We start from the raw sequence: 17,977 nt of genomic DNA, 5'->3' as shown, positions 1-17,977 counted from the left end.
GATGGATCACGCGGTATGGGTCCCGGCCTTCGCCGGGACGACGGCGGTCGTTAATGTTCCCGCACCTTCGCCAGCAGCGCCAATCCCACCACGAAGAACGCCACCAGCACCGCCATGCCGGCCTTCTGGCTCGCGGTGGCCGCGGTGATCACGCCGATCAGCAGTGGCCCGATGAACGACGTCACCTTTCCGGTCAGCGCGAACAAACCGAAATACTGCGCGATGCGATCTTTCGGCGCGAGCCGGATCAGCAGCGAGCGCGAGGCCGCCTGCAATGGCGCGCCGGTCGCGCCGATCAGGCAGCCGAGCACGATGTAGGCGCGCTCGGCGGCGCCCGCGAACAGCGGACCGCCGGGCACCGGCGGCGCCACCGGGATAAACAGGACGGAATCCTTGTTCACGGTGAGGATCACGACGATCGCAAATAGCAGGATCACAAGGCTGCCGGTGATCACGCGCTTCGGCCCGAACCGATCGTCGAGCTTGCCGCCGATCCAGCCGCCGAACGTCCCCGCGATCGCGAGAATGATGCCAAAGGTGCCGATCCGGATCGTGTCCCAGCCGAACGTGCCGGCGGCATAAATGCCGCCGAACGCGAACAGCGAGACCAGTCCGTCGGTGTAGATCATGTTCGCCAGCAGGAATCGCGCCAGCGACTTCTGCTTCGGCAGGCTCGCGAATGATTCCCTGAGCTCGCGCAGGCCTTCGCCGAGCGCCTCGCGCAGCGGACGCTTCGCCGGATAGTCCGGCGTGAACAGGAACATCGGCGTCACGAAGATGATGAACCACAGCCCGGTCAGCGGTCCGGTGATGCGGTCGCCTTCATGCATGACCGGATCGAGACCGAACAGCGGCGTGAAGCCGAACAGCGTCTTGCCGGTCTCGGCATTGGCGGCGAGAAACCCGAGCACCAGCACGAGGCTGAGGATGCCGCCGACATAGCCGGTGGCCCAGCCGGTGCCCGAGAGCCGCCCAATCCTGTCCGGCGGCACCAGCGTCGGCATCATCGCATTGTTGAACACGGTCGCGAATTCGACGCCGACGCTTGCGATCGCATAGGCGAGCAGCAACATCGGGATGATGCCGGGATTGCCGGGCGTGCCGATCCACATCGCGCTCGAGCCGATCACGAGCAGCGCGCCGAAGACCGCGATCCATGGCTTGCGCCGTCCGCTGGCATCGGCGATCGCGCCCAGCACCGGCGACAGCAGCGCGATCGCAAGTCCTGCGGCTGCGGTGGCAAAGCCCCATAGCGCCTGCCCGCTCGCGGCATCGGGCGCGACGAAGCTCGCGAAATAGGGCGCGAACACGAAGGTCGTGATCAGCGTAAAATAAGGCTGCGCGGCCCAGTCGAAGAAGATCCAGCTGACGACGGCGGCGCGGCCCGGATAGACCTTGGTGTGGGCCTCACCGGCGCCCGTCTGTCGTGTTGCCGTCATCGCGAAAGATATTCCCCAACTCGAACCGCAGGCAGGCTTTTGCCGCTTCAATCCGCTCCCATATAGCATGAGCCGGTTTGACTGATACGGCGATGGACAGGGCAGGACATTTCGATGGCGCTGACAGCAATGATGTCGCGGCGGCTGTTTGCCGCTCTCCTGGTGACCGGCATCGCGACATCAGCCCTCGGCCAGGTGCAGCGCCGCGCCTACGAGCCATCAGCCACTGACACTGCTCGCAGCGTTCGCGCCGAACACGGCATGGTGGTGGCGCAGGAGAAACTCGCGGCACGGGTTGGCGCCGATATCTTGCGGCAGGGCGGCAATGCGGTCGATGCTGCGGTCGCCACCGGCTTTGCGATGGCGGTGACCTATCCGCGCGCCGGCAATATCGGCGGCGGCGGTTTCATGGTGATCCATCTTGCCGCGCGCAACGAGGATGTCGCGATCGACTATCGCGAGACCGCGCCGCAGGCCACGACCCGCGACATGTTCCTCAACGCCGAGGGCAAGCCCGATCCGGACAAGTCGCGCAACTCCGCGCTCGCGATCGGCGTGCCCGGCACGGTCGCGGGCCTTGCCCTGGCGCTGGAGAAATACGGCTCCGGCAAGTTCACGCTGGCGCAGATCCTCAAACCGGCGATCGATCTGGCGCGCGACGGCTTCATCGTCACCGACGATACATCGGACACGCTGAACGACATGTATCGCCGCATGTCGCGCTGGCCGAATTCGGCCAAGACGTTCTCGCACGCCGACGGTACGCCGCTGCGTGAGGGCGACCGCCTGATCCAGGGTGATCTCGCCGGCGTGCTGACTGCGATTGCCGAACAGGGGCCACGCGGCTTCTACGAGGGCGCCGTCGCCGGGAAGCTCGTCAGCGGCATCAAAAAGGCCGGCGGCATCTTTTCGCTTGAGGACCTGAAATCCTATCAGCCGGTGATCCGTACGCCGGTCCGCGGCACCTATCGCGGCTACGACATCGTCTCGATGCCGCAGCCCTCGTCGGGCGGCGTCGTACTGCTGGAGATCCTCAACATCCTCGAGGGCTTTCAGATGTCCGACATGAAGCAGGGCTCGGCAGCCTCGCTGCATGTGATGATCGAAGCGATGAAGCGTGCCTATGCCGATCGCGCCCGCTATCTCGGCGACCCCGCCTTCGTCGAGGCGCCGACCCAGCTGCTGATCAACAAGGACTATGCCGCCAGGCAGCGCGCGACCATCGACCTTGCCCGCGCCACGCCCTGGACCGATGTGCGCAACGCAAAGCAGCCGCATGAGGGCGACAACACCACGCATTATTCGGTGGTCGATGCCGCCGGTAACGCCGTCAGCAACACCTACACGCTGAACTTCCCCTATGGCGTCGGCCTCGTCGCCGACGGCACCGGTGTGCTGCTCAACAACGAGCTCGACGATTTCACCGCCGCGCCCGGCGCCTCCAACGCGTTCGGCCTGGTCGGCTTCGAGGCCAATCTGCCGGGACCCGGCAAGCGGCCGCTGTCGTCGATGTCGCCGACCATCGTGCTGAAGGACGGCAAGCCGGTGCTGGTGACCGGATCGCCCGGCGGCAGCCGCATCATCTCCGCGGTGACCCAGATCATCGTCGACATCATCGACTACAAGATGGACATCGCGGCCGCGGTCGCCGCGCCCCGCATGCACCATCAATGGCTGCCCGACGAGGTCCGGATCGAGAAGGGCTTTCCCGACGAGGTGCTCGCCGAGCTGAAGGCCAAGGGCCACAAACTGGTCGAGCCGCTCGGCTACTCCTCCGCGAACTCGATCGTGGTCACGACCAGCGGTCTGCTCGGCGCGCCCGATCCGCGCACGCGCGGCTCGGAGGCCGCGGGATACTAGAGCCTGATCCGGAAAAGTGCGAAGCGGTTTTCCGAAAAGATCATGCTCAAACTAAAGACCTAGGCCAGCAAGCGCGCCTTTGCCCTGCCTGCAACATCGCGATAGATTGTCGGTCCGCGCAACTCCGGCCGCGGATCGCAAAGAGCCGGTGAAAGATTTCTCCGGGGAACGCGCATGAGCACGGCCGAATCCAAATCAATGGAAGTCGCAGAGATCGAGGACACCAGCCTCCTCGCCTTCTACCGCGACATGAACTTGCAGGAGCGGCGTACGTTCTGGGCCTGCGCGTCGGGTTGGACGCTCGACGGCATGGATTTCATGATCTATCCGCTCGTCATCGGCACCATCATCACGCTGTGGAAGGTCGATGCCGGCACCGCCGGCCTCGCGGGCACCGTGACGCTCTTGGCCTCCGCAGTGGGCGGCTGGCTCGGCGGCTATCTCTCCGACCGGATCGGGCGGGTGAAGACGCTGCAGCTCACCATCATCTGGTTCTCGTTCTTCTCGCTGGTCTGCGCCGTGGTGCAGAATTTCGACCAGCTGCTGATCGCCCGCGCGCTGCTGGGCTTGGGCTTCGGCGGCGAATGGGCCGCCGGCGCCGTGCTGATCGGCGAGGCGATCCGGCCGCAATATCGCGGTCGCGCGGTCGGCTCGGTGCAGTCGGGCTGGGCGATCGGCTGGGGCCTTGCGGTGCTGGCGCAGGCGATCCTGTTCTCGGTGCTCCCGCCGGAAAACGCCTGGCGCTGGATGTTCGTGATCGGCGCGCTGCCGGCGCTGCTGGTGTTCTATCTGCGCCGCTATGTCACCGAGCCGGAGATCTCGGCAGCGACGATGGCACAGCAGCAGGCATCCGGCAGCGGGCCCGCCTCGCTGTTGGAGATATTTCAAGGCCCGATCCTGAAGACGACATTGCTCGCTTCGCTGGTCGGCACCGGTATGCAGGGCGGCTATTACGCGATCACCTTCTGGGTGCCACGCTTCCTCACCACCGAGCGCAAGCTCTCCGTGGTCGGCTCGACCGGCTATCTTGCGACGCTGATCATCGGCTCCTTCATCGGCTATCTCGTCGGCGCCTGGCTCGCCGACCGGATCGGCCGGCGCAACCTGTTCCTGATCTTCTCGATCGGCGCCATCGCGATCGTGCTGCTCTACACCCAGCTGCCGCTGTCCAACGAGGTGCTGTGGGTGCTGGGCTTCCCGCTCGGCTTCTTCGCCTCCGGCTATTTCTCCGGCATGGGCGCGTTCCTGACCGAGCTGTACCCGACCCGGCTGCGCGGGTCCGGCCAGGGTTTTTGCTACAATTTCGGCCGTGGCGTCGGCGCGCTGTTTCCGTTCCTGGTCGGCGCGCTCTCGACCACGACCACGCTCGCCAATGCGATCGCGATCTTCGCGGTGGCGGCCTATGGCGTGTTCTTCATCGCCGCCTACGCGCTGCCGGAAACGCGCGGGCGCGTGTTGCATGCAGATGGGTAGGACGTGAGGTGATGCGATGACCATCCCGCTTGCTCCGCTTCGCCTCTCCCCTTGTGGGAGAGGCCGGATTGCATCGGCGGATGCAATCCGGGTGAGGGGTCGCGGTCTATCCATGCCGTACGCCGTGCGGAGAGATACCCCTCACCCCCAACCCTCTCCCACAGGGGGAGAGGGAGCCATCGTCTCGTGCGTCCCTCACAGGAGGTTCTCATGACATCGCTCAAAAGCAAGACGCTGTTCATCTCGGGTGCGAGCCGCGGCATTGGGCTCGCGATCGCGCTGCGGGCGGCGCGTGACGGCGCCAATGTCGCGATCGCGGCGAAGACCGCCGAGCCGCATCCGAAGCTGAAGGGCACGATCTACACCGCCGCCGACGAGGTCCGCGCTGCCGGCGGCAAGGCGTTGCCCGTGATCTGCGACATCAGGGATGAGGCCCAGGTGATGGCGGCGATCGAGCAGACCGTCGCCGAGTTCGGCGGCATCGACGTCTGCGTCAACAACGCCAGCGCGATCAGCCTGACCAATTCGCAGGCGACCGACATGAAGCGCTACGATCTGATGATGGGGATCAACACCCGCGGCACCTTCATGGTGTCGAAATATTGCATCCCGCACCTGAAGAAGGCGGAGAATCCGCACATCCTGATGCTGTCACCGCCGCTCGACATGAAGACGAAATGGTTCGAGAACTCGACCGCCTACACGATGGCGAAGTTCGGCATGAGCATGTGCGTGCTCGGACTGGCGGGCGAGTTGAAACCGGCCGGCGTCGCCGTCAACGCGCTGTGGCCGCGCACCACGATCGCGACCGCCGCGGTCGGCAATTTGCTGGGCGGCGACGCCATGATGCGCGCCAGCCGCACGCCGGAGATCATGGGCGATGCGGCCTATGCGATCATCACCCGGCCATCGCGCGAATTCACCGGGCATTTCTGCATCGACGACAAGGTGCTCTATGCCAATGGCGTGCGCGACTTCGAGCGCTATCGGGTCGATCCCTCGGTGCCGCTGATGTCGGACTTCTTCGTACCCGACGACGACGTGCCGCCACCCGAGGTCACCGTGCAGGCGCTGCCGTCACACTAAGCTAGACCGCGAACGCCTTCAGCTCCGTGCGCCAGTGCTGCACGCGTTCCTTGAGCAGCGCATCGCGCACATAAGCGAGCTCTTCGTCCTCGATCCGCTCCAGCGTGTCGAGCGAGAGACTGTCTGCGCCATGCGCCGTCCAGGCGCGTTGCAGCTCGGCATTGCGATGACTGCCCATCCGCAGCGTGAACCAGATGCGGTTCTGGATTTTTTCCAGATCGAGTGCCTGCCCGACCCAGACCTCGCCGGTGGCGCGGCAGCGGATCGCGAACACGCCGGCTGCGCTTGCGCGCTTCTTGTAGTCGGCGATGGCTTGCTTGCGGTCCTCGGTCTTCATGGCGGCTCCTGTTATCACGGTCGCACCATTTATATCCGGGTATTATTGACAAGGCAATTATGCCCGGGTAAAACGGCGCCATCCGAACCCCGATGGGACGACCGACAATGGACACCGCCTGCTATCTCGAACCGACCTGGAATGCCGGGCGCGACTTCGCCCAGCGTGAGATCATGGGCGAGCTGGTGATGCTCAATTTGCTCCGCTTCCGCGAGATCGCCGACTATTCGCAAAACCCTGAGCTCACCCCATCGCAGCCGATCACGGGTGCGGAGGCCTACGACCGATATGTCGCGCACACGCTGCCGCATCTGCGGAAGAGCGGCGGCGACATCCTGTTGATGGCTGAAGCCGGCGCGTTCCTGATCGGGCCCGAGGGCGAGCGTTGGGACCGCGCGATGCTGATCCGGCAGAAGAGCCGCGGTGCCTTCCTCGCCTTCGCGGTGGCCGAGGCCTATCTCGCCGGCACCGGGCATCGCACGGCAGCGCTGGCGGATTCGCGCCTGCTGCCGCTGGTCGAGTTGCCGCGATGAGCCAGCTGTTACCGGCCGACCTGGTACGGCCCGCCCTTCTCCAGCGCCCGCGCATAGGCCGGACGGGCGTGGATGCGCTCGAGGAACGCAACACACCGGGGGTGACCGTCCTCGAGCCCGCCGCGCGCGGCGGCAGCCTCGAGCGGAAAGCTCATCTGGATGTCGGCACCGGAGAACTCGCTGCCGGCGAACCACTCGCTCTTGCCGAGCTCGCCTTCCCAATAGGCCATGTGCTGCTTGAGCTGCGGATTGACCAGCGTGGACAGCGCCGTGTTCGACACCTTGCGCACCAAGGGCCGCAGCAGCGCCGGCGCGCGCTTCGGCATCAGCGTGAACAGCAGCTTGAGCAGCAGCGGCGTCATCGCCGAGCCCTCGGCATAGTGCAGCCAATAGGTGTAGCGCAGCCGCTCCGGCGTATCGGCCGGCGGGATCAGGCGGCCATTGCCGTAAGTCGCGATGATGTATTCGAGGATCGCGCCGGACTCCGCGATGGTGTTGCCATTGTCGGTGACGACGGGCGACTTGCCGAGCGGATGGATCGCGCGCAGCTCCTTCGGCGCGCGCATGTCGGGCTGCCGCTGGTAGCGCACGATCTCGTAGGGCACGCCCAATTCCTCGAGCAGCCACAGCACGCGCTGCGAGCGGGAATTGTTGAGGTGATGAACCGTCAGCATGGGCGTCCTCTCGGGTGGCAGCGCAGTTGGGCCGCGCTTGGTGCCAGCCTGACACAAGAAAGTCGAGATGAATGCGCCCGGGTTACCCCAAATTACCCGGGCAATATGTCGCGTAACCAAAGAGATCAGCTATGAACCCAGCCTACGTTGCCTTCGAGAACGAGCACTGCATCGCAGCCGGCGACCTCAGCGACGTTGCCCGCGCCGCCAAGCAACTGCTGGAGCGGCGCAAGGACGCCGCGATCCTGGTGTTCAACGGCCGCACTTCGGCGCTGGTCGACATCGACTACCGCGGCTCGGTCGACGACGTGCTGGCCCGGCTGCCGAAGCTCGCGCCGCCGCCTAGCGAGGAGCCGGCGGCGCCGGCCGCGCCACGCGGCCCAGGACGTCCCAAGCTTGGCGTCGTCGCACGCGAGATCACGCTGCTGCCGCGGCATTGGGACTGGCTCGCGCAGCAGAAGGGCGGCGCCTCGGTTGCGATTCGCAAATTGATCGACGAGGCCCGGCGCTCGAGCGGCGACAAGGACCGCACGCGCGCAGCGCAGGAGGCCGCCTATCGCTTCATGACCACGATGGCCGGCAACCGTCCGAACTACGAGGACGCGATCCGCGCCCTGTTCGCGCACGACCGGCGCCGCTTTACGACGCTGATCGCGGACTGGCCGGTCGACATCCGCGATCACACGGTCAAGCTCGCCTATAGCGATCAAGCGGACTAGCGCGCTCTCGCGCGAAATGGTGACCGCGCGGGTCGTGATTCGACCTGCGCGCCGTCCCGGCTAACTCAGATCTGGAAGTTGAACGTGTCCAATCCCCCGTCCCTGCGCAAAGCCTTCCTGTCGTTCCTGGCGCCGATGCTGCTGAGCAACGTACTGCAATCGCTGTTCGGCACCATCAACGGCATCTATCTCGGCCAGATGATCGGCGTCGACGCACTCGCCGCGGCGTCGGTGTTCTTCCCGGTGATGTTCTTCTTCATCTCCTTCGTGATCGGGCTGAGCGCCGGCGCCTCGGTCATGATCGGCCAGGCCTGGGGCGCCGGCGAACCGGACCGCGTCAAGGCCGTCGCCGGCACCACCATGACCGTGACGCTGCTGCTGGCGCTGGCGATCGCGATCTTCGGCGGCTCGTTCGCCCGCCCGCTGTTGATCGCGCTGGCGACGCCGCCTGACGTGCTCGACGCCGCGGCGTCCTATGCGCGGATCATGATGATCGCGATGCCGGTGACGTTCGCGTTCCTGCTGCTCACCGCCATGATGCGCGGTGTCGGCGACACAGTGACCCCACTGGTGGCGCTGACGGTTTCGACCATCGTCGGCCTCGTCGTGACGCCGGCGTTGATCCACGGCTGGCTCGGCCTGCCCAAGCTCGGCGTCGCCAGCGCGGCCGTCGCCTCCGCGGTTTCCGGCGTGGTGACGCTGTTGTGGCTGCATGTCCATATGCTCAGGCACAAGCATGCGCTTGCCTTCGACGCCGCGTTCCTGCGCGCGATGCGGCCGAACGGCGCGCTGCTGCGCATCGTGCTGCGGCTCGGCATTCCCACGGCGATCGGCATGGTGGTGGTCTCGCTCGCCGAACTGGTGCTGCTCGGCCTCGTCAACGGCTTCGGCTCGGACGCCACCGCCGCCTATGGCGCGGTCAACCAAGTGATCGGCTACGTGCAATTTCCGGCGATCTCGATCGCGATCTCGGTGTCGATCTTCGGCGCGCAGGCGATCGGCCGCGGCGACTCCGCCCGGGTCGGCGCCATCGTCCGGACCGGGATCGAGATGAATCTCGCACTGACCGGCGGACTTGTCGTGCTGGGCTATCTCTTTGCACGGCCGCTGATGGGCTTCTTCATCGTCGACGGCGCGGTGCTCGCGCTGGCGCAGCAGCTGCTGTACATCGTGCTCTGGAGCATGGTGCTGTTCGGCATGGCAACCGTGTTCTCGGGCGCGATGCGCGCCGGCGGCACGGTGTGGATGCCGCTGTTCATCTCGATGCTGGCGATCGGGCTGGTCGAGGTGCCGGTCGCGATCCTGCTCAGCCGGACCATCGGCATCAGCGGCATCTGGATCGCCTATCCCGCCACCTTCGCAACCATGTTCGTGCTGCAGATGGCCTATTACGCCCTGGTATGGCGCAAGCAGACCATCAAGCGGCTGATTTGACATCGCGCGCCGCGGCTCACATGATGATTATCATATTCTACGAATGGCGCCTGCCTCAGCAGGCCCATGCTACAACGAGCCCAGACTAGACAAGCCAAAATGAGACAAGCCGAGGGAGAGACCGCCGTGAGCCAGAAACCGCAATTCCTGTTCGATTTCGGTAGCCCCAACGCCTTTCTCAGCCATGAGGCGATCCCGGCGATCGAACAGCGCACCGGCGTCAAATTCGAATATGTCCCGGTCCTGCTCGGCGGCATCTTCAAGGCCACCAACAACAAGTCGCCGGCCGAGACGCTGGCGGGGGTCAAGAACAAGCCCGAGTTCATGAAGATCGAGACCGAGCGCTTCCTCAAGCGCTTCAACGTCAAGCCCTACGTCTGGAACCCGTTCTTCCCGGTCAACACGCTGAACCTGATGCGCGCGGCGGTCGCCGCCCAGATCGAAGGCGTGTTCGAGAAATATGTCGAAGCCGCCTTCCACCACATGTGGGTCGAGCCGAAGAAGATGGACGACCCGGAGATCGCCGGCAAAGCGCTGGCGTCCTCCGGCCTCGATGCCGCCAAGCTGTTCGCCCGGGCGCAGGACGCCGACGTCAAGGGCAAGCTGATCGAATACACCCAATCCGCCGTCGAGCGTGGCGCGTTCGGCTCGCCGACCTTCTTCGTCGGCAAGGAGATCTTCTTCGGCAAGGAGCAGCTGCGCGAAGTCGAGGAACTGGTGTCGGGAAAGTGAGATGAGCGGACGGTGAAGTTCGCGTAGCGAATGTCGCACTGACATCCCACTCTATTCGTTACCCGCATTCATTATTCGCCCCCTCACCCGGGTGACAACAAAGAAGGACAAATTCCCATGCGCGTTCTCGTGGTCGGCGCCGGTGCGATCGGCGGTTACTTCGGCGGCCGGATGCTTCAGGCCGGCCGCGACGTCACTTTCCTGGTGCGCCCCCGCCGCGCCGCCGAGCTCGCCTCGGCCGGGCTCGTGATCAAGAGCCCTAACGGTGATGTCACGCTGAACAACCCGCCGACCGTGCAGGCCGACAAGCTCTCGGACAAGTTCGACGTCGTGCTGCTGAGCTGCAAGGCGTTCGATCTCGAGGACGCGATCAAGTCGTTTGCGCCAGCGATCGGCGACAAAACCGCGATCATCCCGCTGCTCAACGGCATGAAGCATCTCGATGCGCTGGACAAGACGTTCGGCGCCCAGCATGTGCTCGGTGGTCTCTGTGCGATCGCGGCGACGCTGAACGAGAAGCGCGAGGTAGTGCAGCTGCAGCCGATGCAGGCGCTGGGCTTCGGCGAGCGCGCCGGCGGCATCTCGGACCGCGTACGCGCGATTGCAGAGACCTTCTCCGCGATCAATGGCGCGGCCGCCAGCGAGCACGTGATGCAGGACATGTGGGAGAAATGGGTGTTCCTGGCCTCGCTCGCCGCCTCCACCAGCCTGATGCGGACCTCAGTAGGGAACATTCTGGCGGCGCCCGGCGGCAAGGATTTCCTGCTCGGCATCCTCGACGAATGCAGCGCGATCGCCGCCGACGCCGGCCACGGTCCGGCCGGTCCGTTCTTCCAGCGCACCCGCGGGCTCCTGACCACCGAAGGCTCGCCGATGACCGCATCGATGTTCCGCGACATCAAGGCCGGGCTGCCGGTCGAGGCCGACCACGTGATCGGCGACCTGATCGTGCGCGCCGACGCCGCCAAGATTCCGGTGCCGAAGCTGCGCACCGCGTATACGCATCTCAAGGCGTATGAGAAGCAGCGGGGCGGCTAAGTCCTGTAGCCCGGATGGAGCGAAGCGAAATCCGGGTATGGTCGTTCAACTGAGACAGCGGCCCCGGATTGCGCTTCGCTTCATCCGGGCTACGCACTGTCCCCGTCGTCCCTGCGAAAGCAGGGACCCATACGCCGCGGCCTCTCGATTTGAGGCGGTGCGGGTTGATATCCGTTCAAGACAATTGAAGCCGATGGTTATGGGTCCCTGCTTTCGCAGGGACGACACTGTCTTTGCGGTTACAGATGCGCCAGATAATGCGCGAGCGCGGTGATCTCCTCGTCGCTCAGCGGATAGGCGACGTCGGCCATCGCGGCCTGCGCGCCGCCGGAGCGCTGCCCGGACTTGTAGTCGTGCAGCGCCTTGACGAGATATTCCTCGCGCTGGCCGGCGATGCGGGCGACCGCCTTGGTGCCGGCAAAGGTATCGCCATGGCACGAGGCGCAGCGGCGCCCGGCAGCGGCCTGCTTGCCCTTCTCGGACAAGTCCGGATTGTCGTCCTTGCCGCCCTTGAACGGCGTCAGCGAGGCGAAATAGGCGCCGAGATTGCGGATGTCCTCGTTGCTGAGCTGCTCGACGATCGGCTGCATCTGCTCGTTCTTGCGCGCGCCGGCGCGGAAGAACACCAGCTGCCACTGAATGTACTGGTCGAGCTGGCCGGCCAGCGAGGGAATGTTCTCGGTCTGCGAGATGCCGTTCTCGCCATGGCAGCCGGCGCAGACTTCGGCCTTCTCCTTGACGGCGGCATTGTCCGCGGCCTGGGCGGACGAAGTCAGCGCGATCGCCGACGCAAACAGCATTCCGAGGGACACAACGCGCATTGTGAGTTTCTCCGGCGGTCATTGCCGGGCGCCTGTCCTCGCGTTGATCGAGGATGCCCCGGCAATCCATCTGGTTTGATGAAGGTTTCTTGGTTCGATGGATGCCCGGATCAAGTCCGGGCATGACGAGGTGGTTCCGTTATCCGATCGCAACAGGGGCTGCGGCCGCCTCCTGGCCACCGCAGCCCCCTCGCGCGTTCAGTCGTTACTTCTTGCTATAGCTGATGCGATAGATCGCACCGGCCCAGTCGTCGGCGACGAGGATGGAGCCATCCTTGTCGAGCAGGATGTCGGCGGGACGACCGAGATAACCCTGGTCACCCTGGATCCAGCCGTCGGCGAAGATTTCCTGCTTGGCGTTCTTGCCGTCGGGGCTCGCGGTGATCTTCACGATGCGGCCACCCTGGTACTTGTGCCGGTTCCAGGAGCCGTGCTCGGCGATCAGGATGCTGTTCTTGTACTCGGCCGGGAATTGGCTGCCGGTATAGAACTTCATGCCGAGCGGAGCCACGTGTGCACCGAGCTTGTAGACCGGCGGGGTAAACTCCGAGCACTTGTGACCCATCGCGAACTTGGCATCCGGCAGGTCGCCCTGGTGGCAATAGGGATAGCCGAAATGCTCGCCGATCTTCGAGATCATGTTGAGCTTGTCGCTCGGCAGATCGTCGCTGATCCAGTCGCGGGCATTTTCCGTGAACCAGTACTTGCCGGTGCGCGGATCGACGTCGCCGCCGACCGAATTGCGCACGCCAAGCGCCCAGATTTCCGCATTGCCGGTCTTCGGATCGACGCGGCGGATCTGCGACACCGAGGTCGGCGGGATGCCGATGTTGAAGGGAGGTCCGAACGGAATGTAGAACCAGCCGTCCTTGTCGACGGCGATGTATTTCCAGCCATGCGCCGCATAGGACGGCATGTCGTCATACACCACCTTGCCGCTGCCGAGATTGTCGAGATTGGCTTCGGCATTGTCGTACTTGATCAGCTTGTCGACCGCGATGACGTAGAGCGCGCCGTCGCGGAAGGCGAGGCCGGTCGGCATGTTGAGGCCCTTGAGGATGGTCTTGACCTCTTTCTTGCCGTTGTTGTCCTTGATCGCATAGACATTGCCGAGGCCGAACGAGCCGACGAACAGCGTGCCCTTGTCGCCCCAGGCCATCTGCCGCGCTGCGAGCACGTTCGAGGCATAGACCTCGATCTTGAAGCCCGGCGGCAGCTTGATCTTCTTCATCATGGTGGCGAGTTCGGCGTCGGAGGCGCCGGTCGGCGGACCGGATGGCGGGGCAAGGCCCTTCTGCGCCTCGGTCTCGTCGCCGAGGAACCAGTCATCCGGCGGATGGGTCCAGAATTCCTTGTTGCCGGATTCGTACTTCTTCAACGCCCGGTTCTTGTCCGTTTGTTGCTGCGCACTGGCGAAGGTCGTCCCCGCCAGCAGCGCAATCGCCGCGAACGCAAGTATTGATCGGTTGAAAGCGGACTTCATCGCGTCACTCCCCTACGCAAGCCATTGCAGCTTGCCTGTTATTGATTTTGAACGCCCTGAGAGATGATGGTGGCGGTCTGTGAGGTAGGTCAGACGGCAAAATGGTAGCACATCCATCGACGCTGAAAAGCGCATGCGATGGTGTGCGCTGCGTCAAAACAAGGTGAGACGAAAATTCGAACGAAATTTTCCTGCAAAGCCCTGCCTGATAACAAGGCATTCTGCACCGCAGCGTAATATTCGAATGAAGCTAACGCTCGCGATCGCCACTATCGTGATGAAGGGCGCGCCAGGCCGAGCGCCTGCGCCTTGGCACTCGACAGCGGCCTGAACATCACACTGCGTTTTTGCCCACTGGTGATCGCCGCGATCTTGAAGCCGTCATCGGCGGCGATGATGTCGCCGGTCCGCAAGGTCATGTCGTCCTCGATCGAAATCGGCGACAGGCCGGTGGATGCACTGGCGCTGCACGCGCATTGCGGCACGATCTCGCGCTGGAAGCGGAATGCGTTAGCGAGCTCCTTGTAGGTGTCGCCCGCTTCCGTTCTGGCGCTGTCGATATCGGAGCCGGAGTACAGCTTCACCTCGGCAGTGGGACAGGCCGCCTCGCATGCCCGGAGATCCGTCGCCTCGCTCACGCGCGGCAGCGGAAAGAAGCGGCCGTCGTAGGTCCGGACGCAGAACTGCTGTCGACCGCCCCAGTGCGACCGCGTCGTGACGTAGACCCGGGGTCTTGGTCGTTCGGCGGGTTCGAAGTCAGGCGCCGGCGCAAAGCCGGGCATGGGAGAAAAACTGGGCGCCGGGGCGTACGCCGAATCGCTCGGTAACTGCTGCGCCGAGGCCGGCGCGCAGATCCAATTGCCGGCGAGCACGGCCAGCGCTGCAACACATGCGCGAGCCAAGCGGCGGTTCAACCCGGGATCTGGCGTCCAATTGATCGACATCATTCACTTGCGTGCCGCGTCGGAGGGCGAGCGGCAGCCATTCCGACACCGACACAACCACAGATTTCCTTCAGTTTTGAGAATGCACCGTTTGACGGTTGACGAAAGCCGCAAGCGGCCGTCGCTGGCCGCGGCATCTTGCCCCCGAGATCGCGGCAACCACGAGAACCGCCGAACAACAAAAAGCCCGCACCAATGGGCGGGCCTTCATCAGACTGTCAGCTCGGTCAGCGAGATATTTTGGAGCGGGCGAAGGGGCTCGAACCCTCGACCCCGACCTTGGCAAGGTCGTGCTCTACCACTGAGCTACACCCGCATCCGAAATGGCGGCGATCGCTCGCCGGCAACGGCAGACCTATGCCAAATGCCGTCTGTGAATGCAACACAAGAGCGCGGTCCGAACCTCACGAAATCGTCCGGTTTCCTTAAAAATTGACCCCGATTCGGCCGAAACCGGCCGCGGCGACGATTTCTTTTTATGTTTCGGCCGGAACCGGGCTCAAAGCCATCTCATCCCGCAGCGATTCGAGCCCGCTCTCGATCAGCCGGCCGGCGGCGCCAATTCGCCGCGGCAGGTGGTCGCGTTGGATTTCAGCCCGGTCGCCGGGCCCAGCCGATGGAACGGGACGGGCGGCAAGCGATTGAATTTTGCCTTCCGACCGCCATTTAGCCTGACAGAACGGCTGAACGTGCCGCTCGGAGCGTGCTAGAACGCCCCGGGATTTCCGACCTCAGAAGCAGGCGAGGACAACGTGACGATAATGGAGCAGGGCGGCCCCACGCCCCAGGCAGCGCCCGATCTGATCAAGGAGACGACGACCCAGACCTTCGTCAAGGACGTCATCGAGGAATCGCGCCGCCAGCCGGTCATGATCGACTTCTGGGCGCCCTGGTGCGGCCCGTGCCGTCAGCTGACGCCGATCCTGGAAAAGGCGGTCAAGAACGCCAAGGGCCGGGTCAAGCTGGTCAAGATGAACATCGACGAGCATCCGCAGATCCCGGGCCAGATGGGCATCCAGTCGATCCCTGCCGTGATCGCCTTCGTCAACGGCCAGCCCGCCGATGGTTTCATGGGCGCGGTGCCGGAGAGCCAGGTCAACGCCTTCATCGAGAAAATCACCAAGGGTGTGCCCGCCGCCGGCGAGCCCAACCTCGCGGAGATCCTGGCCGAGGCCGACGCCGTGCTGGCCGAGGGCGACGCCGCCCAGGCCGCGCAGATCTATGCCGAGGTGCTGGCGCACGACGCCACCAACATCGCCGCGCTGGCCGGTCTCGCCAAGTGCTACATCACGTCGGGCGCGGTCGAGCAGGCCAAGCAGACGCTGGCGATGGTGCCCGAATCCAAGCGCAACGACGCCGCGGTGAAGGCGGTGCAGGCCGCGATCGATCTCGCCGAGCAGGCGCAGTCGGTCGGCCCGATCGCCGAGCTGGAACAGAAAGTCGCCGCCAACCCGCTCGATCATCAGGCCCGTTTCGATCTCGCGACCGCGCTCAACGCGATGAACAAGCGTAGCGAAGCGACCGAGCAACTGCTCGCCATCGTCAAGCGCGACCGCAAGTGGAACGACGACGGCGCACGCAAGCAGCTGGTGCAGTTCTTCGAGGCGTGGGGCGGCACCGATGAGGCAACCGTCGAGGGGCGCCGGCGGTTGTCGACGATCCTGTTCTCGTAACGCACGCCCGTCACAGCAGCGGGACCGCAAATGCCGATCAATGCCGAATATCGCGGGCCCGGCGAGCTCCCGGAGATCATCCCGGTGTTCCCGCTGCCCGGTGCGCTGCTGCTGCCGCGCGGCCAGATGCCGCTCAACATCTTCGAGCCGCGCTATCTCGCGATGATCGACGACGCGCTGCGCGACGGCCATCGCCTGATCGGCATGATCCAGCCCGATGTGGCGCATTCGCAGAAAGAGTCCAAGCCGGTGCTGTTCCGGATCGGCTGCGTCGGCCGCATCACCCAGCTCGCCGAATCCGGCGACGGCCGTTACATCCTCGAACTGACCGGCGTTGCGCGCTTCAAGGTGGTCGAGGAGCTGACCGTGCAGACGGCGTACCGGCAGTGCAAGGTCGACTTCTTCTCCTTCACCGGCGACTTCACCGCGCGCAAGGGCGAGGACGCCGTGGATCGCAAGGCGCTGCTCGAAGTGCTCGCCGATTTCCTGGAGGCCAACAATCTGAAGGTCGACTGGGAGGGCATTGAGTCCGCGCCCAACGAGGCGCTGGTCAACGCGCTGGCGATGATGTCGCCCTACGGCCCGGCCGAGAAGCAGGCGATGCTCGAAGCGCCCGACCTGAAGACCCGCGCCGAGATCCTGATCGCCGTCACCGAGATGGACCTCGCCAAGAAGCGCACCTCGGGCGACCCGCCCGTCCAGTAAGCTCCGCGCCCGTCAGCGATTGCGGAGCCGCTTGCGTCCGGTGAACATCGCACGCACCAGGTTCTGACGCTGCAATAGTCCCACCACGATGACGCCGAGCACGTGCAGGCCAACGAGGATGATGACCGCATCCGAGGCATAGGCGTGAGTATCCTCGACCCACCAGACGCCGAAGAAGGTCACGGTGACTTCCATTGCACCTGAAATCGCCGAGACCGCAAGCAGCAGCAGCAAGGCGACCAGCATTACGGTGCCGGCGGGATTGAGCCCGATATAGCGCCCGGTGATGCCGCGCCGGAGATTCCAGATGTAGCGCGGCGCCGCGCGCAGGCGAACCATGAGCTTGCCGAAACGCGCATAGCGCGTGCCGGCAAAGCCCCAGACCAGGCGAAACGCCAGCAGGGCGATCACGGAATAACCCGCCAGCCGATGCAGCCGGTCATGGACGTTGGGCGTCACCCACGCGACCAGGACGAGGATGGCGAGCGCCCAATGCCAGAGCCGCAGCGGCAGGTCCCAGACCCGCACATAAGTCGCGCCGCGGGCGCCCGGCGCCGCCTCCGTCATCGCGCCGGCTTCACTTCGCGATCGTGTGCTTCAGGCTGAGATCCTCCGGGCTGTAGAACAGCTCGTAGAGCTTGCCTTCCTTGACGCCGTACACTTCGTAGCAGGAGCCCTCGACCTTCGAGCGCCGCACCTCGTATCCGGCCGCCTTGGCCTTGGCTTCGGCATCGCTTGCCGGCTTCCACGACGCCTTGTCGAGCTTGGTGCAGGTTTTGTAGCCGTCGGCAAGCGCCGCCGATCCGGTCAGCCCCACAGCGCCCCCAAGTACGCACACTGCAAGCGCAGCGCTCAAAATCACTCTCACGCGCATCTCCCCTCCGTTGACGATCATGCCCACGACGCCATCGCGCAGGACACATGCGTGAACAATGCTGGGGCGATTGCCAAGTCAAGCAAGCGCGGCAGAGACAGGCTTTAGAGAAATTCTAACGGTAGCGAAAACCGCTTTGCGCTCCACGCGCA

The 17,977-nt window shown here is 64.7% G+C and carries 19 protein-coding genes and 1 tRNA gene; 11 read left to right on the top strand and 9 right to left on the bottom strand.

Translation table 11 applies throughout. The features are described 5' to 3' along the window. Positions 1-50: 50 nt before the first annotated feature. Positions 51-1,439 (bottom strand): MFS transporter, encoded by a 1,389-nt coding sequence (locus JQ616_RS26990; RefSeq protein WP_212019806.1) that lies wholly within the window; start codon positions 1,437-1,439, stop codon positions 51-53. 114 nt (positions 1,440-1,553) lie between these two features. Between JQ616_RS26990 and ggt the strand changes: the two genes are divergently transcribed. From ggt to JQ616_RS26975, 3 genes are all read left to right on the top strand, one after another. Further along, complete coding sequence (gene ggt / locus JQ616_RS26985) at positions 1,554-3,299, top strand: gamma-glutamyltransferase (protein ID WP_212019803.1); 1,746 nt, start codon at positions 1,554-1,556, stop codon at positions 3,297-3,299. Between the two features lie 174 nt (positions 3,300-3,473). Continuing rightward, positions 3,474-4,772, top strand: coding sequence for an MFS transporter (locus JQ616_RS26980; protein WP_212019801.1), 1,299 nt, complete (start codon positions 3,474-3,476; stop codon positions 4,770-4,772). Between the two features lie 210 nt (positions 4,773-4,982). Beyond that, a complete protein-coding gene (locus tag JQ616_RS26975) occupies positions 4,983-5,858 on the top strand; it encodes an SDR family oxidoreductase (RefSeq protein WP_212019799.1) in 876 nt (291 codons plus the stop codon). Between the two features lies 1 nt (position 5,859). Here the strand turns inward: JQ616_RS26975 and JQ616_RS26970 are convergent, their stop codons facing one another. After that, a complete protein-coding gene (locus JQ616_RS26970; RefSeq protein ID WP_212019797.1) occupies positions 5,860-6,195 on the bottom strand; it encodes a GIY-YIG nuclease family protein in 336 nt (111 codons plus the stop codon). Between the two features lie 107 nt (positions 6,196-6,302). On the opposite strand from JQ616_RS26970, the gene JQ616_RS26965 reads away from it, so the two are divergent. After that, the gene (locus JQ616_RS26965; RefSeq protein WP_249137291.1) at positions 6,303-6,728 is read left to right on the top strand and encodes a DUF1330 domain-containing protein; all 426 of its coding nucleotides are present in this window, start codon (positions 6,303-6,305) and stop codon (positions 6,726-6,728) included. A gap of 8 nt (positions 6,729-6,736) precedes the next feature. Here the strand turns inward: JQ616_RS26965 and JQ616_RS26960 are convergent, their stop codons facing one another. Beyond that, the gene (locus tag JQ616_RS26960) at positions 6,737-7,402 is read right to left on the bottom strand and encodes a glutathione S-transferase family protein (protein WP_212019793.1); all 666 of its coding nucleotides are present in this window, start codon (positions 7,400-7,402) and stop codon (positions 6,737-6,739) included. 131 nt (positions 7,403-7,533) lie between these two features. Between JQ616_RS26960 and JQ616_RS26955 the strand changes: the two genes are divergently transcribed. The 4 genes from JQ616_RS26955 to panE all read left to right on the top strand — a co-directional run bounded on the left by JQ616_RS26955 (position 7,534) and on the right by panE (position 11,325). Next, positions 7,534-8,121 carry a DUF2239 family protein gene (locus JQ616_RS26955; protein ID WP_212019791.1) on the top strand — a complete coding sequence of 196 codons (588 nt, stop codon included), beginning with the start codon at positions 7,534-7,536 and terminating at the stop codon, positions 8,119-8,121. 84 nt (positions 8,122-8,205) lie between these two features. Further along, positions 8,206-9,555: an MATE family efflux transporter gene (locus JQ616_RS26950; protein WP_433996006.1), complete on the top strand. Its 1,350-nt coding sequence runs from the start codon at positions 8,206-8,208 to the stop codon at positions 9,553-9,555. A gap of 126 nt (positions 9,556-9,681) precedes the next feature. Next, positions 9,682-10,287 (top strand): 2-hydroxychromene-2-carboxylate isomerase, encoded by a 606-nt coding sequence (locus tag JQ616_RS26945; RefSeq protein WP_433996005.1) that lies wholly within the window; start codon positions 9,682-9,684, stop codon positions 10,285-10,287. A 117-nt stretch (positions 10,288-10,404) separates the two neighbouring features. After that, entirely contained in the window at positions 10,405-11,325 is a 921-nt protein-coding gene (panE, locus tag JQ616_RS26940) for a 2-dehydropantoate 2-reductase (protein ID WP_212019785.1), read from the top strand. A gap of 239 nt (positions 11,326-11,564) precedes the next feature. On the opposite strand, the gene JQ616_RS26935 is transcribed toward panE, so the two are convergent. The 4 genes from JQ616_RS26935 to JQ616_RS26920 all read right to left on the bottom strand — a co-directional run bounded on the left by JQ616_RS26935 (position 11,565) and on the right by JQ616_RS26920 (position 14,889). Further along, on the bottom strand, positions 11,565-12,146 hold the full coding sequence (locus JQ616_RS26935) for a c-type cytochrome (protein ID WP_212019783.1): 582 nt from the start codon (positions 12,144-12,146) through the stop codon (positions 11,565-11,567). A gap of 205 nt (positions 12,147-12,351) precedes the next feature. Then, positions 12,352-13,629: a PQQ-dependent sugar dehydrogenase gene (locus JQ616_RS26930; protein ID WP_212019781.1), complete on the bottom strand. Its 1,278-nt coding sequence runs from the start codon at positions 13,627-13,629 to the stop codon at positions 12,352-12,354. A 269-nt stretch (positions 13,630-13,898) separates the two neighbouring features. Beyond that, on the bottom strand, positions 13,899-14,576 hold the full coding sequence (locus JQ616_RS26925; protein WP_249137290.1) for a DUF2865 domain-containing protein: 678 nt from the start codon (positions 14,574-14,576) through the stop codon (positions 13,899-13,901). 238 nt (positions 14,577-14,814) lie between these two features. Further along, positions 14,815-14,889: transfer RNA gene (locus JQ616_RS26920), tRNA-Gly, on the bottom strand. Positions 14,890-14,950: 61 nt separating this feature from the next. Here JQ616_RS26920 and JQ616_RS26915 point away from each other — a divergent pair. The 3 genes from JQ616_RS26915 to JQ616_RS26905 are packed head-to-tail and all read left to right on the top strand — an operon-like array spanning position 14,951 to position 16,951. Continuing rightward, complete coding sequence (locus JQ616_RS26915) at positions 14,951-15,283, top strand: hypothetical protein (protein WP_212019779.1); 333 nt, start codon at positions 14,951-14,953, stop codon at positions 15,281-15,283. Positions 15,284-15,325: 42 nt separating this feature from the next. After that, positions 15,326-16,246: a thioredoxin gene (gene trxA, locus JQ616_RS26910; protein ID WP_212019777.1), complete on the top strand. Its 921-nt coding sequence runs from the start codon at positions 15,326-15,328 to the stop codon at positions 16,244-16,246. A gap of 30 nt (positions 16,247-16,276) precedes the next feature. Then, positions 16,277-16,951, top strand: a complete 675-nt coding sequence (locus JQ616_RS26905; RefSeq protein ID WP_212019775.1) for an LON peptidase substrate-binding domain-containing protein — start codon at positions 16,277-16,279, stop codon at positions 16,949-16,951. Between the two features lie 12 nt (positions 16,952-16,963). Here the strand turns inward: JQ616_RS26905 and JQ616_RS26900 are convergent, their stop codons facing one another. Then, a complete protein-coding gene (locus JQ616_RS26900) occupies positions 16,964-17,518 on the bottom strand; it encodes a cytochrome b/b6 domain-containing protein (protein ID WP_212019773.1) in 555 nt (184 codons plus the stop codon). 10 nt (positions 17,519-17,528) lie between these two features. Further along, complete coding sequence (locus tag JQ616_RS26895; RefSeq protein ID WP_249137288.1) at positions 17,529-17,825, bottom strand: PepSY domain-containing protein; 297 nt, start codon at positions 17,823-17,825, stop codon at positions 17,529-17,531. Positions 17,826-17,977 lie beyond the last annotated feature (152 nt).

It is taken from the genome of Bradyrhizobium tropiciagri, assembly GCF_018130545.1.
Lineage (GTDB): Bacteria > Pseudomonadota > Alphaproteobacteria > Rhizobiales > Xanthobacteraceae > Bradyrhizobium > Bradyrhizobium tropiciagri_A.
Note: the sequence above shows the minus strand (reverse complement) of the source record. Positions and strands in the feature narration are given on the sequence as shown.

Excerpts from the sequence above, each read along its gene's own strand:
- JQ616_RS26965 (WP_249137291.1), top strand. The coding sequence starts at position 6,303 with ATGGACACCGCCTGCTATCTCGAACCGACCTGGAATGCCGGGCGCGAC.
- JQ616_RS26915 (WP_212019779.1), top strand. The coding sequence starts at position 14,951 with ATGCAACACAAGAGCGCGGTCCGAACCTCACGAAATCGTCCGGTTTCC.
- JQ616_RS26960 (WP_212019793.1), bottom strand. The coding sequence starts at position 7,402 with ATGCTGACGGTTCATCACCTCAACAATTCCCGCTCGCAGCGCGTGCTG.
- panE (WP_212019785.1), top strand. The coding sequence starts at position 10,405 with ATGCGCGTTCTCGTGGTCGGCGCCGGTGCGATCGGCGGTTACTTCGGC.
- JQ616_RS26975 (WP_212019799.1), top strand. The coding sequence starts at position 4,983 with ATGACATCGCTCAAAAGCAAGACGCTGTTCATCTCGGGTGCGAGCCGC.
- JQ616_RS26970 (WP_212019797.1), bottom strand. The coding sequence starts at position 6,195 with ATGAAGACCGAGGACCGCAAGCAAGCCATCGCCGACTACAAGAAGCGC.
- JQ616_RS26990 (WP_212019806.1), bottom strand. The coding sequence starts at position 1,439 with ATGACGGCAACACGACAGACGGGCGCCGGTGAGGCCCACACCAAGGTC.
- JQ616_RS26935 (WP_212019783.1), bottom strand. The coding sequence starts at position 12,146 with ATGCGCGTTGTGTCCCTCGGAATGCTGTTTGCGTCGGCGATCGCGCTG.
- ggt (WP_212019803.1), top strand. The coding sequence starts at position 1,554 with ATGGCGCTGACAGCAATGATGTCGCGGCGGCTGTTTGCCGCTCTCCTG.
- JQ616_RS26925 (WP_249137290.1), bottom strand. The coding sequence starts at position 14,576 with ATGATGTCGATCAATTGGACGCCAGATCCCGGGTTGAACCGCCGCTTG.
- JQ616_RS26895 (WP_249137288.1), bottom strand. The coding sequence starts at position 17,825 with ATGCGCGTGAGAGTGATTTTGAGCGCTGCGCTTGCAGTGTGCGTACTT.
- JQ616_RS26930 (WP_212019781.1), bottom strand. The coding sequence starts at position 13,629 with ATGAAGTCCGCTTTCAACCGATCAATACTTGCGTTCGCGGCGATTGCG.
- JQ616_RS26905 (WP_212019775.1), top strand. The coding sequence starts at position 16,277 with ATGCCGATCAATGCCGAATATCGCGGGCCCGGCGAGCTCCCGGAGATC.
- JQ616_RS26980 (WP_212019801.1), top strand. The coding sequence starts at position 3,474 with ATGAGCACGGCCGAATCCAAATCAATGGAAGTCGCAGAGATCGAGGAC.
- JQ616_RS26955 (WP_212019791.1), top strand. The coding sequence starts at position 7,534 with ATGAACCCAGCCTACGTTGCCTTCGAGAACGAGCACTGCATCGCAGCC.
- JQ616_RS26900 (WP_212019773.1), bottom strand. The coding sequence starts at position 17,518 with ATGACGGAGGCGGCGCCGGGCGCCCGCGGCGCGACTTATGTGCGGGTC.